Source organism: Halomonas aquatica (assembly GCF_040196335.1).
Classification (GTDB): Bacteria; Pseudomonadota; Gammaproteobacteria; order Pseudomonadales; family Halomonadaceae; genus Halomonas; species Halomonas aquatica.
On the sequence record NZ_JBEGCJ010000001.1, the window covers coordinates 248,295 to 263,460 of the forward strand.

General features: G+C 67.1%; 14 protein-coding genes. 5 read left to right on the forward strand and 9 right to left on the reverse strand.

Annotated elements, in window-relative coordinates; translation table 11 throughout:
- Positions 1 to 23 precede the first annotated feature (23 nt).
- Entirely contained in the window at positions 24 to 2,651 is a 2,628-nt protein-coding gene (locus tag ABE960_RS01050; protein ID WP_349760364.1) for an ABC transporter permease, read from the reverse strand.
- On the reverse strand, positions 2,648 to 3,364 hold the full coding sequence (locus ABE960_RS01055; protein WP_349760365.1) for an ABC transporter ATP-binding protein: 717 nt from the start codon (positions 3,362 to 3,364) through the stop codon (positions 2,648 to 2,650). Before ABE960_RS01055 ends, ABE960_RS01050 begins: the two co-directional genes overlap by 4 nt.
- Positions 3,365 to 3,446: 82 nt before the next feature.
- On the opposite strand from ABE960_RS01055, the gene ABE960_RS01060 reads away from it, so the two are divergent.
- Positions 3,447 to 4,094 (forward strand): arylesterase, encoded by a 648-nt coding sequence (locus ABE960_RS01060; RefSeq protein WP_432765321.1) that lies wholly within the window; start codon positions 3,447 to 3,449, stop codon positions 4,092 to 4,094.
- Here the strand turns inward: ABE960_RS01060 and ABE960_RS01065 are convergent.
- Complete coding sequence (locus tag ABE960_RS01065) at positions 4,085 to 4,990, reverse strand: DMT family transporter (protein ID WP_349760366.1); 906 nt, start codon at positions 4,988 to 4,990, stop codon at positions 4,085 to 4,087. The two genes, ABE960_RS01060 and ABE960_RS01065, sit on opposite strands and share 10 nt — an antisense overlap.
- Positions 4,987 to 5,256 carry an Rdx family protein gene (locus tag ABE960_RS01070; protein ID WP_349760367.1) on the reverse strand — a complete coding sequence of 90 codons (270 nt, stop codon included), beginning with the start codon at positions 5,254 to 5,256 and terminating at the stop codon, positions 4,987 to 4,989. The genes ABE960_RS01065 and ABE960_RS01070 overlap by 4 nt, the downstream gene beginning before the upstream one ends.
- Before the next feature lie 55 nt (positions 5,257 to 5,311).
- On the opposite strand from ABE960_RS01070, the gene ABE960_RS01075 reads away from it, so the two are divergent.
- The 4 genes from ABE960_RS01075 to ettA all read left to right on the forward strand — a co-directional run bounded on the left by ABE960_RS01075 (position 5,312) and on the right by ettA (position 9,447).
- Positions 5,312 to 6,625 carry an MFS transporter gene (locus tag ABE960_RS01075; protein ID WP_349760368.1) on the forward strand — a complete coding sequence of 438 codons (1,314 nt, stop codon included), beginning with the start codon at positions 5,312 to 5,314 and terminating at the stop codon, positions 6,623 to 6,625.
- Positions 6,626 to 6,743: 118 nt separating this feature from the next.
- A complete protein-coding gene (locus tag ABE960_RS01080) occupies positions 6,744 to 7,178 on the forward strand; it encodes a PAS domain-containing protein (RefSeq protein ID WP_349760369.1) in 435 nt (144 codons plus the stop codon).
- A 299-nt stretch (positions 7,179 to 7,477) separates the two neighbouring features.
- Positions 7,478 to 7,693 carry a PA3496 family putative envelope integrity protein gene (locus ABE960_RS01085; protein ID WP_349760370.1) on the forward strand — a complete coding sequence of 72 codons (216 nt, stop codon included), beginning with the start codon at positions 7,478 to 7,480 and terminating at the stop codon, positions 7,691 to 7,693.
- Positions 7,694 to 7,785: 92 nt separating this feature from the next.
- Positions 7,786 to 9,447, forward strand: coding sequence for an energy-dependent translational throttle protein EttA (ettA, locus tag ABE960_RS01090; RefSeq protein ID WP_349760371.1), 1,662 nt, complete (start codon positions 7,786 to 7,788; stop codon positions 9,445 to 9,447).
- 159 nt (positions 9,448 to 9,606) lie between these two features.
- Here the strand turns inward: ettA and lpxL are convergent, their stop codons facing one another.
- The 5 genes from lpxL to ABE960_RS01115 all read right to left on the reverse strand — a co-directional run bounded on the left by lpxL (position 9,607) and on the right by ABE960_RS01115 (position 15,152).
- Complete coding sequence (lpxL, locus tag ABE960_RS01095) at positions 9,607 to 10,524, reverse strand: LpxL/LpxP family Kdo(2)-lipid IV(A) lauroyl/palmitoleoyl acyltransferase (protein ID WP_349760372.1); 918 nt, start codon at positions 10,522 to 10,524, stop codon at positions 9,607 to 9,609.
- 22 nt (positions 10,525 to 10,546) lie between these two features.
- On the reverse strand, positions 10,547 to 11,650 hold the full coding sequence (gene alr, locus ABE960_RS01100; protein WP_349760373.1) for an alanine racemase: 1,104 nt from the start codon (positions 11,648 to 11,650) through the stop codon (positions 10,547 to 10,549).
- Positions 11,651 to 11,844: 194 nt separating this feature from the next.
- Entirely contained in the window at positions 11,845 to 12,858 is a 1,014-nt protein-coding gene (rpoS, locus tag ABE960_RS01105) for an RNA polymerase sigma factor RpoS (protein WP_432765322.1), read from the reverse strand.
- A 121-nt stretch (positions 12,859 to 12,979) separates the two neighbouring features.
- Positions 12,980 to 14,149 carry a peptidoglycan DD-metalloendopeptidase family protein gene (locus ABE960_RS01110; protein WP_349760374.1) on the reverse strand — a complete coding sequence of 390 codons (1,170 nt, stop codon included), beginning with the start codon at positions 14,147 to 14,149 and terminating at the stop codon, positions 12,980 to 12,982.
- Positions 14,142 to 15,152, reverse strand: a complete 1,011-nt coding sequence (locus ABE960_RS01115) for a DUF368 domain-containing protein (RefSeq protein ID WP_349760375.1) — start codon at positions 15,150 to 15,152, stop codon at positions 14,142 to 14,144. The genes ABE960_RS01110 and ABE960_RS01115 overlap by 8 nt, the downstream gene beginning before the upstream one ends.
- Positions 15,153 to 15,166: the final 14 nt, after the last annotated feature.

Sequence of the window (15,166 nt, forward strand, 5' to 3'; positions counted from 1 at the left end):
GGGCTCGGCCTCATGATCATGCCTCAGGTCTCGCCGAGCAGGCCAAGGCTCGCCGCGGGGGCCTGGCGGCGCAAGTCCCGGGAGAGCAGGTGGCCGATCACCCCGATCAGCAGCGCGCCGCCCAGCGGCAGCGCCAACCAGAGCCCCCAGTGGAAACGAGGCGCCAGGTCGAACCAGGCCAGGTAAATACCCGCGGCGGCGAGTTCGGCGAGCAGCGCACCCATCAGGCCGCTGGCCAGGCCGAGGATCGCGAATTCGGCGCCCTGGACCCTAGAGAGCAGGCGGTTGCCGGCGCCGAAGACGCGCAGCAGGCCGCTCTCGTGGGCCCGCACCGGGCGGCTGGCGGTCAGGGCGGCATAGAGCACGCTGACACCGGCCAGCAGCACGAAGGCCAGCACCAGCTCCACCGCTCGGGTCACCTGGGTGAGGACATCGCGTACCTGGCCGAGGATGGCGTCGATGTTGAGCAGCGAGACGCCAGGGAAGTCGCGGACCAGCTGACGGAGCGTGTCGTTCTCGGCGTCGTTCAGGTGGAAGGCGGTGATGTAGCTGTGGCCGAAACGCTCCAGCACCCCGGGCGGGAAGATGACGTAGAAATTGGGTCGGAAGCTGTCCCAGTCCAGGTTGCGAAGACTGGCGAGTTCGCCGACGACCTCGGCGCTGCCGATGGTGAAGGTCAGGGTATCGCCGAGTTCCATCCCGAAACGCTCGGCGAGGCCATCCTCCATGGACATGGGCACCGGCGCCGGGCTCGCATCAGCAATGGGCTGGGCATCCACTGCCGTCATCCAGCCCTCAAACTCGTCGTTGTCGAGAGCATCAGAGCCGAGGGCATCGAACCACTCCCCCGCCACCAGGCGGTTGCCCTCGGGCAGGCGCTCCTGCCAGGTGAGGTTGAGCTCCCGGCGCAGGGCGTTATCGCCCCGGGCCTCCGGCGGCACCATCTCCCGCGGCGGCTCGCCGTTGAGGGCGGTGATCCGGCCGCGCACCATGGGATAGAGGGCGCTGCGGGCATCCACGGCACCCTCCAGCACCGTCGAGAAGGCGTCACGCTCGCCGGGCTGGATATTGATGGCGAAGTAGTTGGGAGTGTCCTCGGGGAGCTGGTCCTGCCAGGTGGTGAGCAGGTCGCCACGCACCAGGAAGATCATCGCCACGGCGAAGAAGGTCACCGAGAAGGCCAGCAACTGGCCGAGGCTCGCCTGGCGCCGCCGGGCCAGCTGCTGGCCGCCCAGGCGCAGCGCCTGGACAAGGCCGCCGTCCTGACCGCCGCGACGGGGCAGGCGCGAAGCGAGCCGGAACAGCAGCCCGAGCAGCAGATTGCCGACCCACCACAGCACCACCAGCATCGCCAGGCCGCCGACCAGCAGGCCGGCCGAGAGCAGCGGGTCGCCGGAGTAGAGCCACAGCAGTCCGCCGAAGACCAGCGCGGCTGCCGCCACCACCACCCAGGCCGAGGCCGGCAAGGGGTCGAGTTCGCGACGCAGCACCTTGAGCGCGCTGACCCGCTTCAGCCGCAGCAGGGTTGGCCCGGCGAAGCCCACCAGCACCGACAGCGCGGTGAGGATACCCAGCCATAGGGGCAGCACCCCGGGCGGCGGCAGCTCCAGCGGCAGGAAGGTGGTCAGCAGGCCGAGCAGCGCCGCCTGGCCGGCCAGTCCCAGCAGGGCGCCGACCACTGATGCCGCCAGCGCCAGCCACATCAGTTGCAGGGCGAAGAGCCGGGTGAGTTCGGCCTGAGTGGCCCCGAAGCAGCGCATCAGCGCCGCAGTATCCAGGTGACGATCCACGTAGCGCCGCGTGGCCATGGCCACTGCCACACCAGCGAGCAAGACGGCGGCGAGGCCGGCCAGGCTCAGGTACTTCTCGGCCCGCTCCAGGGCATTGCCCAGCCCCGGACGATCCTGCCGCACATCGCGAACCTCCACCCCGTCGCGGCGCAGTCGCTCGAGCAATGGCTGGACGCCGGCCACGGCCTCGGCGGGGCCCGCCGCAAGGATCTCGAATTCGACCCGGGAGCCGGGCTGCACCAGATTGGTGGCCGACAGGTCGTCGACGTGCATCATCAGTCGCGGATTGAAGCTGCCGAAGCCTGCCGACTGATCGGCCTCGCGTTCAATCAGGCCGCCCACGCCGAGCTCGGTTTCGCCCACCCGGATCCGGTCGCCAACCTCGACCTCGATCAGCAGCGCCAGGCGCGGGGCCAGCCAGGCCTCGCCGGGCGGCGGCCCATGGTCCAGCAGCTCGACCCCGTCGCCTCGATCGACATGGTTGGCGCCGAAATGCGGATAGACCGAATCCACGACCTTGAGACTGGCCACCTGGAAGGCATCGCCGTGGCTGACCATGGAGACCATGTCGACCTGGTCGCTGAGCACCAGACCGGCGTTCTCGAGGGTGTCGCGAACCTCCTGCTCGAAGGGATCGCCCTGCTCGAGCACCAGGTCCCCGCCCAGCAGTTGTCCGGCCTGGCGGGTCAGGCCCTTGTCCAGGCGATCGAGGAAGAAGCCGATCATCGTGGAGGCCGCCACGGCCAGAGCCAGGGCGATGAAGAGCGCGCGCACATCGGCGGCGCGCAGGTCACGGACCAGGCCCCGCAGGGAGAACCTCAGCAGCCGGGTCAGCGCTCCCGGGTGGTTGGCATCACTCATGCGCTTACCTCGTCCATGGCCATCTCTTCCAGCCGGCCGCCCTCCAGCCGCAGGCAGCGGTCGCAGCGCCTCGCCAGGGCGTGATCATGGGTCACCAGCACCAGGGTGGTGCCCGCCTCCTGATTGAGTTCGAAGAGCGCCGCGATGATGCGCTCGCCGGTGGCCGGATCCAGGTTGCCGGTGGGCTCGTCGGCGAATACCAGCTCGGCGCCGGTGACGAAGGCCCGAGCGAGGGCGACGCGCTGCTGCTCGCCACCGGAGAGCTGCTTGGGGAGGTGGTCCAGGCGCTCGCCCAGGCCCACCCGGGTCAGCCAGTCGCGTGCCCTGGCCTCGGCATCGGTCTGCGGCGTGAGTTCAAGCGGCAGCAGGACGTTCTCGAGTGCCGTCAGGGTGGGCAGCAGCTGGAAGTTCTGGAAGACGAAGCCCACCCGGCCGGCACGCAGTCGTGCCCGGCCATCCTCGTCGAGCTCACCCAGCGGCTGGCCGAACAGCTCAAGGGTACCGCCGCTGGGTGCGTCCAGCCCGGCCAGCAGACCCAGCAGGGTCGACTTGCCCGCCCCGCTCTGGCCGAGGATCGCCACGCTCTCGCCGGGGAACACCGTGAGGCCAAGACCACTCAGAATGGTGAGTTGCCGTTCGCCACTGCGGACCTGCTTGAGGAGTTGGTCGGCGTGTAGAATCGGTGTCAATTCCGTTCGAGAGGTGGTGGACATGATCAAGGGCTTCCCTGTTCCTGGAGTAAGAGTTAAGAGCAATTCACGGAGACGGGCGCGGGGTCTCGCGGACTGTCTCCGGGTGGCAACGGCGGCGGGCCTGGCCGGAGTGTTGGCCCTGCTGCTGGCCCTGGTCGTGCATCCCGCCCAGGCCGAGGAACGCCCACTGGTGCTGGTAATGGGCGACAGCCTGAGCGCCGCCTACGGTATCGAACAGCAGCAGGGCTGGGTCAGCCTGCTCGAGACGCGCCTGGACGGAAAGGCGCGGGTAATCAACGCAAGTATCAGCGGCGAGACCAGCAGTGGCGGGGCCAGCCGGCTTCCCGACCTTCTCGGACAGCACGAACCCGACATTGTTCTGATCGAACTGGGCGGCAACGATGGCCTGCGCGGCCTGCCGCCGCGGCAGTTCGAGGCCAACATGGCGGACATGATCGAGGCCAGCCAGGCCGCCGGTGCAGAGTTGCTGCTGCTGGGCATCGACATCCCGCCCAACTACGGCCAGGCCTACCGTGACGCCTTCACCGGGGTCTATCACCGACTCGCCGATGAGTTCGACGTTCCCCTGGTGCCCTTCCTGCTCGAGGGCATCGCCCTGGACGATAGCCTGATGCAGGACGACGGCATCCACCCCACCGCCGCCGCCCAGCCGCGCATCCTCGATATCGTCTGGCCCGATCTCGCGTCGCTACTGGAAGAGCATTGCCTGACCCTGGCGGCTCATGACTGAGTCGGCGCCGCCGGGGTCTTCTGCCACTGCTGGAGTCCCAGGCCACCGAGGATCAGCACCAGGCCGACCAGGGTGGAGGGCAGGATCGGTTCGCCGACGATGAAGAACAGCAGCAGCAGGGACACCGGCGGCGAGAGGAAGATCAGGTTCGATACCTTCGCCGTGCGCGACACCTTGTGGACGGCCATCTGCCAGAGCACGAAGGCGATGCCCATCTCGAAGAGCCCCACATAGACCCCGGCACCCAGCCCCGCCCAGCCATGCCACTGCAGCCCGGGGCCGAGCAGCAGCAGGATCGTCAGCACTGGCACCCCGACACTGAAGTTCTGCCACTGCGCGACCAGTGGCGGGCGGTGGTCGCGGGCATTGAGCAGCCAGTAGAGCGCCCAGAGCAGTGTCGAGACGAGTGCCAGGCCCACTCCCAGCGGGTCGGCGAAGGCCACGTCGAACACCGCGCCGCGGGTGGCGATCACCCAGACCCCGGCGTAGGCGATCAGGCCGGCCAGCACATCGATGCGGGTGAGACGATGGCCGAGCAGCGGCACGGCAAGAAAGGCCATCGCCAGCGCCCAGGTGTAGTTGAGCGCCATGGCCTCCTGTCCCGGAAGGCGATCATAGGCCCCGAACAGCACCAGGTAGTAGGCCACCGGGTTCATCAGCCCGGCCCAGGCCGCGGTGCGCCAGCCACGCCTGAGCGCCTGGCCAAGCAGACCCTGCCGGGCCACCAGCACGCCGATCAGCGCCCAGGATACCAGCGAGGCCAGCCACATCAGTTCCAGCGGCGACATGTATCCCAGCGCCACCTTGAAGGCCGTGGCGACCGTCGACCAGAGCGCCACCGCGCCCAGGCCGAAGAGCAGCGCCTGGCGATCATCGGGAGGGGTCACCTGGCTCATCGGTCGATATGCCCGAGGTCACGTGCGGGGTCGAGACGGTCGCGGACCGCCTGCTTGAGCGCCTTGATGTCGGGGAAGCCTCCGTCGCGCTTGCGCTCCCAGAGGGAGGCCTCGTCCATGAGGATCTCGAAGTGGCCCCCATGAGAGGGTGCAAGCTCGACGCCCGCGAGGTCCTCACCGAAGGTGGAAAGCAGCTCCTGAGCGTACCAAGCGCTGCGCAAGAGCCACTGGCACTGAGTACAGTAGTGGATTCTGATACGTGACATGCAGCCTCGAGTGTCGCGACAATGAGGCCTCGATGATAACAGCCAGGGAGTACCGATGGCCGCCTCCGAGATCAGCCAGACCCGCCTCTATGAGTGGCTCACCGGCGACGAGGACAGCCGGATGTGTCGGGATATTCCCGAGGCAGCCTGCCGGGAGCAGCCACGCAACTTCTTCCTGCATCTCGCCGCCTCCCTGGGCAACAAGCTGGCCGACGAACTCTCCAGCGCCCGCCTGGTGCTGCCCTGGTTGCTGGGGATGATGGGCGCCCCGCTGTGGATGGTGGGCCTGCTGGTGCCGATCCGTGAGTCCGGCGCCCTGCTTCCCCAGTTGTTCATCGCGGGATTCATTCGTCTCAAGCCCGAACGCAAGTGGGCGTGGGTACTCGGCGGGGTTCTGCAGGCCATCGCCGCGGCGCTGCTCGCCCTGCTGGCATTGTTCGGCAGCGGAGGCATCGGGGGTGCCCTGGTGCTGGTGGTGCTGGTGGCCCTGTCGCTGGCCCGGGGCCTGTCATCGATCGCCACCAAGGATGTACTGGGCAAGACCATCGCCAAGCAGCGTCGCGGCACCCTCATGGGCTGGAGCGGGAGCGTGGCGGGCGGTGTCACCCTCGCCGCCGGCGGCGTGCTGATGCTCTTCGGCGACCGTCCCGGGGAGCTGGCGCTGGCCGCGCTGCTCGGTGTGGCCTCGCTTGGCTGGGCCGTGAATGCCCTGTGCGCGGTGCGCATCGAGGAGATCCCTGGAGCCGTGGAAGGCGGCGAAAATGCCTGGGCCAGCATCAAGCAGGGCATGTGCCTGCTGCGAGACGACCGTGATTTCCTGCACTTCAACCTCTCGCGCACCCTGCTGCTGGCCAGCGCCCTGGCGCTGCCCTATGTGGCACTGCTGGGTCAGCAGCAGAGCGGGGCCGAGCTCGGCGGCCTGGGTATCCTGATCGTGGTCTCGGGCGTAGCCGGCATGCTGGCGAGTCCGCTGTGGGGAAAGCGCGCCGACGTCTCGAGCCGACGCGTGATGCGCGATGGAGGCCTGGGAACCGCTGCCGGCTGCCTGCTGGGAGCGGTTTTCGCCTGGTGGCCGGCGGCCTGGAGCGAGACCGTCTGGCCCTATGCCCTGGTCTATGCGGTACTGGTGATCGTCCACGTCGGCGTGCGGCTGGGCCGCAAGACCTATGTCGTCGATATGGCCGGGGCCGACAACCGGGCACTCTATGTGGCACTTTCCAACACCCTCACCGGCGTGCTGATGCTGGTGGTGGGCGGCATGGTGGGCCTGCTGGCCCAGTGGCTCGGCAGTGCCGGGCTGCTGGCGGTACTCGCCCTGATGGGCCTCGCCGCCGCCGCCAGCGCACAGTGTCTGCCCGAGGTGGAGTGATGGTTAGCCCTATCGGCGCGTTGAAATCCGGCCGCCGGCTGGCCATGATGTTGCTCATACCCCACCCCTTGCCGCCGACTGGATACGCGGCATGGGCACCGCGACAGGAAGCCCCTGCATGAAACGATCCCCGCTGATCAGCCCGGAACTGCTGGAACGCATCGTCGATGCCTCTGAGGATGGCATCGTGGTCGCCGAGCAGGAGGGCGACGAGAACATCCTGATCTACGTCAATCAGGGCTTCGAGCGCCTCACCGGCTACAGTGCAGACGAGATCCTCTACCAGGATTGCCGCTTCCTGCAGAACGAGGACCGCGACCAGCCGGGACTCGATGCCATCCGCCGAGCCATCCAGGAGGGTCGTCCCTGCCGTGAGGTGCTGCGCAATTATCGCAAGGACGGCACCCTGTTCTACAACGAGCTTTCCATCACGCCCGTGCATGACGAGGACGACAACCTCAACTACTACATCGGCGTGCAGAAGGACGTGACTGAACGTGTCGAGGCGCAACTGGAACTCGAGCGGCTTAAAGCCGAACACGACCTCTCCTGAATTCCGCGCATGGTCGGGCGCGGCTTCTAAACAGCTCCCGCTCATTGTCAGGCGCGGCCTCTAAACGGCCCCCGTTCATTGTCAGGCGCGGCCTCTAAACGGCCCCCGCATGGGCGGTGGCGGCGAGGCGGTAAAAAAGTCCGCCCGAGGCTTGCCCTCCTGTCGCCTTGAGTATATATAGCCAGCAGGCAACGAGCGTTGCCGTTGGCGCTTCTGGTTCCACTCCCCCGGGACGCGAAGCGATCGAGTGATCCGCCGAAGGCGGCAGCCTTCGGCCCCGGGCCATGGGAGGACTTCACATGAGCCATGAACCCCTTCTGGACACCCATTACGATGATGACCAGGACTACCTGGAGGCAGTCAATGACGACGAGGCCCGCCGACGCCCCGGCAGTCGGGCCGACACCCTGCGAGCCCGACGCCGCGTGGAGGCGTTGATCGAGGAGCGCCGTCTGCGACAGGCCATCGAGGACGACTGGTCCCTCTGGGAAGAGTTCGAGGAAGAAGAAGAGTAACGCCCTGCCTCACCACCCGGGGACGCTGGCCTTTGCCGTCCCCGGGCTCTATCATCGTGGCCACTGAAATTCCCCAACTAAAGTGGCTCTACATGGCGCAATACGTCTACACCATGAACCGGGTGGGCAAGGTCGTGCCCCCCAAGAAGCAGATCCTCAAGGACATCTCGCTGTCGTTCTTCCCGGGCGCAAAGATCGGCGTGCTGGGCCTCAACGGCGCCGGCAAGTCGACCCTGCTGCGCATCATGGCCGGCGTCGATACCGAGTTCGAGGGTGAGGCGCGCCCCATGCCGGGCATCAATGTCGGCTACCTGCCCCAGGAACCCCATCTCGACGACGACAAGAACGTCCGCGAGACCGTGGAAGAGGCCCTGGGCGAGATCAAGGCCGCTCAGGAGCAGCTCGACGCCGTCTACGCCGCCTATGCCGAACCGGACGCCGACTTCGATGCCCTGGCCGCCGAGCAGGCGCGCCTGGAGAACATCATCGAGGCCTCCGATGCCCACAACCTGGACCGCAAGCTCGAGGTGGCGGCCGAGGCCCTGCGCTTGCCCGACTGGGAGGCCCGCGTCGGCCATCTATCCGGTGGCGAGCGCCGCCGCGTCGCGCTCTGCCGCCTGCTGCTCTCCAATCCGGACATGCTGCTGCTCGACGAGCCGACCAACCACCTGGACGCCGAGTCAGTGGCCTGGCTGGAGCGCTTCTTGCACGACTACAGCGGCACCGTGGTCGCCATCACCCACGACCGTTACTTCCTTGACAACGTGGCGGGCTGGATCCTCGAGCTCGACCGCGGCCAGGGCATCCCCTTCGAGGGCAACTACTCCGGCTGGCTGGAGGCCAAGGAGAAGCGCCTCGAGCAGGAAGCCAAGCAGGAGGCCTCCAAGAACAAGGCCATCAAGCAGGAGCTGGAGTGGGTGCGCAGCAACGCCAAGGGCCGCCAGGCCAAGAGCAAGGCGCGCCTTAACCGCTTCGAGGAGATGCAGTCGGGCGACTTCCAGAAGCGCAACGAGACCAACGAGATCTACATTCCGCCCGGCCCGCGCCTGGGTGACAAGGTCATCGAGTTCCACGATGTGGCCAAGGCCTTCGACGGCCAGCTGCTCTACGAGGATCTGTCGTTCAGCGTACCCAAGGGAGCGATCATCGGAATCGTCGGCGGCAATGGCGCCGGCAAATCGACCCTGTTCAAGCTGATCTCGGGTCAGGAGCAGCCCGATGCCGGCGAGGTGGTGCTCGGCGACACGGTCGACATCGCCTATGTCGAGCAGCTCCGCGATGCCCTCGACAACAAGCAGACTGTCTGGGAAGCGGTTTCCGACGGCCAGGACATCCTCAACATCAACGGCTACGAGGTCTCCTCTCGGGCCTACGTGGGTCGCTTCAACTTCAAGGGCAATGACCAGCAGAAGCGCCTCTCGGAGCTTTCCGGCGGCGAACGTGGTCGCCTGCAGCTGGCCCAGACCCTGAAGCAGGGCGCCAATGTGCTGCTGCTGGACGAGCCCTCCAACGACCTGGACATCGAGACCCTGCGCGCCCTGGAAGAGGCCCTGCTGGCCTTCCCCGGCTGCGCCATGGTGATCTCCCACGACCGTTGGTTCCTCGACCGCATCGCCACCCACATCCTCGCCTTCGAGGGCGAGTCCCGGGTGGAGTTCTTCGAGGGCAACTACACCGACTACGAGGCGGACCACAAGAAGCGCGTGGGCAACGACACGCCGCACCGCATGAAGTACAAGCGCATAGACGCCTGACCGGCTTCGCCGGCGTTGGAAGGACGCTCGCTTCGCGGGCTGGAGCTAGAACCTATAACCTAGAACCTAGAAGAGAAACCCTGCGGCCGAGAGGTCCGTGGGGTTTCTCTTTTTTCGGGCTGGCACTCGGTGCTTTTAGCCTATCGCTGCCCGAAGGCGTTAGTAGAGCTTCGCCTCGCCCCGCGGGCGGGTCTTGAAGCGACGGTGCAGCCACAGGTACTGCTCCGGGTGGCGGCGGATCGCCGCCTCGATCACCGCGTTGACGCGGGCGGCATCGGCCACCTCGTCGTCGCTGGGGAAGTCCTCGAGGGGCGGCAGATATTCCAGGGTGTAGGTGCGATCGTCCGGATTGCGATGGAAGATCAGCGGTATCACCGGCGCTCCGGTCATGCGCGCGATGCGGGCGGTCATGCGCACTGTGGCCGCCTCGACGCCAAAGAAGGGTGCGAAGACGCTGGCATCGCGGCCGAAGTCCTGGTCCGGCGAGTACCAGACCGCATGGCCGGCCTTGATCCGACGCACCACGCCGCGCAGGTCGTGACGATCGAGGATCGCATCGAAATACGGGGCCCGGGCGCGCGCCATGAAGCGGTCGAAGAGCGGGTTGTCGTGGGGGCGCTGCACGGCGTCGGCGCGAAAGTAGAGCGCATGCAGGGCGCCCCCCAGGTCGAGGGTCGAGAAGTGCATCCCCAGGATCAACGCGCCCCGGCCCTGCGCCTGCAGCCGCGCCATGTGCTCCTGCCCCCGGAAGATCACCCGGTGGCGCAGGTGCTCGTGATCCCGGCACCAGCCGGTGGCCGTCTCGACCAGGCCGATGCCGTTGGCGATGAAGCTCTCCCGCACCAGGGCGGCCTGCCTGTCGGCGTCGAGCTCCGGGAAGCACAGCCGGATATTGGTCTCGGTGATGTGCCGGCGCCGACCGGCGAAGCGCCAGGCGGCCAGGCCGATGGCACGGCCCACCCACAGCTTCAGCCGCCAGGGCAGCCAGGCCACCGCGTACATGGCCCCGATGCCGAGCCAGGCGGGCCAGTAGCGCGGATGGGCGAAGGAGGTCTTGGTGGTGTCGTCCGTGGACATGCGGCTTCCCGTAGTGCGGCGATCAGTCCGCCCCATGGTACCGCCTGGGCACCCTGGGGAGCACCCCGGTGAGCAGGGTGTAGCTGATGGTGTCGCAATGGCGCGCCACCTCGTCCACCGACAGCACCTCGCCGTTGTCCGCCCGGCCCCAGAGCACTACCTCGCTGCCGATATCGGCATCGGCCAGGTCGGTGATGTCCACCGTCAGCATGTCCATGGAGACCTTGCCGGCCAGCGCCGTGCGCTGGCCGTTCACCAGTATTGGGGTGCCGTCGACCGCGTGGCGGTCGTAGCCGTCGCCGTAGCCGCAGGCCACCACGCCGATCCGCGAGGGCCGAGGCGCCCGCCAGCGTCCGCCATAGCCCACCGGCTCCCCCGCGGCGATCTCTAGCACGGCGATGATCGCGGAGCGCAGGGTCATCACCGGGGCCAGTCGGCGACTGGCCTCGTTGGAGGCTTCCAGCGGGTCGCTGCCATAGAGCATCACCCCGGGACGGTTCCAGGCACCGTGGGAGGCGGGCCAGGCCAGGGTCGCAGGCGAGTTGGCCAGGCAGGTGGGGGCGTCGAGCCGCCTCGCCAGGGCGTCCAGAAGCGTCATCTGGTGCTGGAAGTAGTCGGGCGCCAGGGCATCGGCGGTGGCGAAGTGGCTCATCAGGTGCAGGTCGCAGGCGTGCTCCGGGGCCGCGACGAGCCGCTCCCAGACCCGCTCCACCTGCTCGGGCGGAAAGCCCAGGCGATGCATCCCGGAATCCACCTTGACCCAGACCGGGATGGGACGGGCGGGACGATAGGCGAGCAGAGCCTGAAGCTGCCACTCGCTGTGGACCGCCATCCAGAGTCCCAGCGCCTCGACCCGCTCTAGCTCGGCGGCCTCGAAGACCCCCTCCAGCAGGACGATGGGGGCGGTGATGCCTCCCTCGCGAAGCGTCTCGGCCTCCTCGAGGCAGGCCACGGCGAAGGCCGGCGCCAGGTCTTCGAGCGCCCGGGCACAGGGCACGGCCCCGTGGCCATAGGCATCGGCCTTGATTACGGCAACGGCCTGGCTGTGGGGCGCCTGGTCCCGGGCGAGACGGTAGTTGTGACGCAGGGCGTCGAGGTCGATGTCGGCAATCAGCGGCCGGGCCATGATCGGTATCCTGTCGCGCCGTGGGGAGGCCATGATTATCCCCCAAAGAATACGGGATTTCATGGCAAGAGACGCTGCATGACATGCCCCGATTGGGGTTTCATTCCAATCAGGAGCTGATGGGCAGCTCGATCAACTGCCCATCGCGAACCTAACGGGATGGCCATGCCGGAGAGAACCTCCGGCGGGCGGTGTCACTCGAAGATGGCATCCAGGGAGAGGCCCTGCTTGTCGAGCATGCGGCGTAGCTTCTTGAGGGCTTCCACCTGGATCTGGCGGACCCTCTCGCGGGTCAGGCCGATCTCTTCGCCGACCTGCTCGAGGGTGGCGGCCTCGTGGCCCCGGAGGCCGAAGCGGCGAACCACCACTTCCATCTGCTTCTCGGTGAGCTCGGCCAGCCATTCATCGACGTGCTGGCGGACGTCACCATCCACCAGGGTAGACTCGGGGCCCTGATCATTGTCGTCGGCCAGGGTCTCGATCAGCGGCTTATCGCTCTCACTGCCCATCGGGTAATCGACGGAGGAGACACGCTCGTTGAGGCCCATCATCTTCTTGACGGCCTCCACCGGCTTGTCGAGGTGGTCGGCGATTTCCTCGGCCGTGGCCTCATGATCCAGCTTCTGTGTCAGCTCGCGGGCCGCGCGCAAGTAGATGTTGAGTTCCTTGACCACATGGATCGGCAGGCGGATGGTGCGGGTCTGGTTCATCAGCGCCCGTTCGATGGTCTGTCGAATCCACCAGGTCGCGTAGGTCGAGAAGCGGAAGCCACGCTCGGGGTCGAACTTCTCGACGGCGCGGATCAGGCCCAGGTTGCCCTCCTCGATGAGGTCGAGCAGGGTAAGGCCGCGATTGAGGTAGCGCCGTGCGATCTTCACCACCAGGCGCAGGTTTGACTCGATCATCCGCGAGCGACCCAGCGGATCTCCCTTGCGGGCCAGGCGCCCGAAGAAGACCTCTTCTTCGGGCGTCAGCAGCGGCGAGAAGCCTATCTCGTTGAGATAGATCTGCGTGGCATCGAGACTCTTTTGACGGTGATGACGATCCTCGCGACTCAGCGCCTTCTCGAAGGCATCCTCGTCGTCTAGCGTTTCCTCCTCGTCGCCCTCCTCGACCTCCAGCTCATCTTCCGCATCGACAGCGTCCTCATCCGTCTCATCAGCGGACGCCAGATTCACATCCTGAAGATCCCGTTCAAGCATGCTCATCAATTACTACCCCGTGGTTGCTACCGGGCGCCGCAGGTCCAAGGCCAGACGATCGACGCACGACATTATTATTGTGTTGCACCCAGGAAGTGCTGCATCAGGCAGCGGCCCGCCGCAAGGGTCAGCGCGTGGGCAGATACTCCAGGGGATCCTGAGGCTGGCCCTCCTTACGAACCTCGAAATGCAGCCTGACATCCTCGGCATCGCTGTCACCCATAGTGGCGATGACCTCACCGGCCTCGACCACATCATTCTCCTTGACGTTCAGGGTGTCATTATGGGCATAGGCACTCAGAAACTGATCATTGTGCTTGAGCAGCACCAGGTTGCCGTAACCCCTGACGCCGCTGCCTGCATAGACCACTATTCCGGGCCCTGCTGCCTTGACAGATTGCCCCTTTTGACCAGCGATATCAATGCCGGCGGTGATGCTGCCACCCTCCCCGAAACGGCCCACCAACTCGCCTGACGCAGGCCACTGCCAGGAGACCTCATCCACCGGGGTGTAGCGACGCCCTGACCGCTCCTCGGAGGAAGGATCACCGGCGACGGCGGTCCCGGCATCGGCTGCGGCCACGGTTTCGACGCCACGCTCTGGCGACGCCTGCGCGACCTCCTCGGCGCGATCCTCCGTCCCGGCGTCAGGCGTATCGGCTGCCTCCGACGCCGCCGCGTCGGACTGCTCGGCGCGAGCTCGCCGTTCGGCGAGGTCGCTCTCGCTCAGAGTGCCGTCCGCCCCGGGACTGTCGTAGCTGTAGACCGGCCCGGGACCCTGGTCGGCTCCCGACGGGGCATCGGCACTCTCCATGGCCGCCTGACTGGCCCCCTGGGATGAATCGCCGTCTTCCAGGGGTTCGGTCGAGAGACGGCGGTTGCGCTCGATGGCGGTCTCGTCGGGCAATAGCCAGTCGAGTTCTTCGCCGTCCCCGGCCGCCTCACCGCCGAGGCCGGTGGCCACGACGCCGGAGCTGCCGGAAACACCCGCTTCAGCGGCCTGGCCGGACGCCACGGCCGCGGCGGCCCCTTCGCCGCCCAGCGCTAGACGCTGGCCGGGCTCGATGCGATAGGGCGGGCCGATACGGTTGAGACGAGCCAGGTCACGGTAGTCCATGTCATGGCGCCAGGCGATGCCATAGAGCGTATCCCCAGCCTCGACGGTATATGCCGCGGGCCTCGAGTCCGCCCGGCTGGTCGAGAGGTCGCGGACCTGAACCGATCCGCTCTCGCCTTGCTGAGCGGCACAGCCGGCCAGCGCCAGCGCCAGCCCGGAAATCAGAAATACCTTATGCATCGACGTCTTTCTCCTTGTCAGCATCTTGTCGGGGCCCGGAGGCCTCATCCCGGCGAGTCGCCGGCCACGAGGCACCGGGGCCGGCGGAGCGATTGGCCCAGCCGATCAGCAGAACCAGTGCGGCACCGCCCAGCATCAGGACGATTACCGCCGGCAACCGGGCGGGATCACCGGTCAACTCGGCGAAGTCGGCCGGGGTCAGGAAGCGATAGTCGAGGGGGATCATCTGACCCTCGGGGCCCAGCTGGTAGCGTATCAGCTCACGCCACGGCCAGAGTACCGGCAGCGAGCCCACGATGAAGCCGACCAGCAATTGCAGGGTCGCGGTATGGTAGTGGCGCAGCAGCCAGGAAAGCAGGCGGGAGAAGCCGAACAGGCCGATCAAGCACCCCGTGCCGAATAGTGCGAGAAGCCCCAGGTCGAAGACGCGAATGGCCTGCATCACCGGGCCGTAGAGCCCCATGGTCAGCAGCAGGAAGCTGCCCGACACGCCGGGAAGCAGCAGGGCGCTGATAGCAATGGCCCCGCCCACCACCAGCACCAGGTCGGGATTGCCGAGCTGGGTGACCAGCGGCATAAGCGACGGCAGGCCATGGGCCAGCAGCAGGCCACCGGCCAGCGGCAGCAGATGCCACCACTTCCAGTCGGCCGGATGACGGCTGACCACCATGGCCGAGGCGGCCACCAGGCCGAAGAAGAAACCGTTGAGCAGCTGGGGATAGTCGTCCATCAGCCAGACGGCCAGATGCGCCACGCTGAACAGGCTGAGGAAGATGCCGGCCAGCAGCGGCAGGAGGAAGGCCAGGTTGAGGTGGACCACCAGCAACGGCAACCCGCCGCGCCGCCAGGCAACGAAGGCGCTGGGGCCGAACTGCTTGATGGTGTGGATCAGCTCCTCGTAGATGCCGGTGACGAAGGCAACGGTGCCGCCGGACACCCCGGGGACGGCATCGGCCGCCCCCATGCCGGCGCCCCTGAGAAAGATACCGAGATGACGCTTCAACGACGAACTCCTTT

What these genes read in the sequence shown, in the direction of transcription:
- ABE960_RS01050 (WP_349760364.1), bottom strand. Translation starts at nt 2,651, where the DNA reads ATGAGTGATGCCAACCACCCGGGAGCGCTGACCCGGCTGCTGAGGTTC.
- ABE960_RS01055 (WP_349760365.1), bottom strand. Translation starts at nt 3,364, where the DNA reads ATGTCCACCACCTCTCGAACGGAATTGACACCGATTCTACACGCCGAC.
- ABE960_RS01065 (WP_349760366.1), bottom strand. Translation starts at nt 4,990, where the DNA reads ATGAGCCAGGTGACCCCTCCCGATGATCGCCAGGCGCTGCTCTTCGGC.
- ABE960_RS01070 (WP_349760367.1), bottom strand. Translation starts at nt 5,256, where the DNA reads ATGTCACGTATCAGAATCCACTACTGTACTCAGTGCCAGTGGCTCTTG.
- ABE960_RS01075 (WP_349760368.1), top strand. Translation starts at nt 5,312, where the DNA reads ATGGCCGCCTCCGAGATCAGCCAGACCCGCCTCTATGAGTGGCTCACC.
- ABE960_RS01080 (WP_349760369.1), top strand. Translation starts at nt 6,744, where the DNA reads ATGAAACGATCCCCGCTGATCAGCCCGGAACTGCTGGAACGCATCGTC.
- ABE960_RS01085 (WP_349760370.1), top strand. Translation starts at nt 7,478, where the DNA reads ATGAGCCATGAACCCCTTCTGGACACCCATTACGATGATGACCAGGAC.
- ettA (WP_349760371.1), top strand. Translation starts at nt 7,786, where the DNA reads ATGGCGCAATACGTCTACACCATGAACCGGGTGGGCAAGGTCGTGCCC.
- lpxL (WP_349760372.1), bottom strand. Translation starts at nt 10,524, where the DNA reads ATGTCCACGGACGACACCACCAAGACCTCCTTCGCCCATCCGCGCTAC.
- alr (WP_349760373.1), bottom strand. Translation starts at nt 11,650, where the DNA reads ATGGCCCGGCCGCTGATTGCCGACATCGACCTCGACGCCCTGCGTCAC.
- rpoS (WP_432765322.1), bottom strand. Translation starts at nt 12,858, where the DNA reads ATGAGCATGCTTGAACGGGATCTTCAGGATGTGAATCTGGCGTCCGCT.
- ABE960_RS01110 (WP_349760374.1), bottom strand. Translation starts at nt 14,149, where the DNA reads ATGCATAAGGTATTTCTGATTTCCGGGCTGGCGCTGGCGCTGGCCGGC.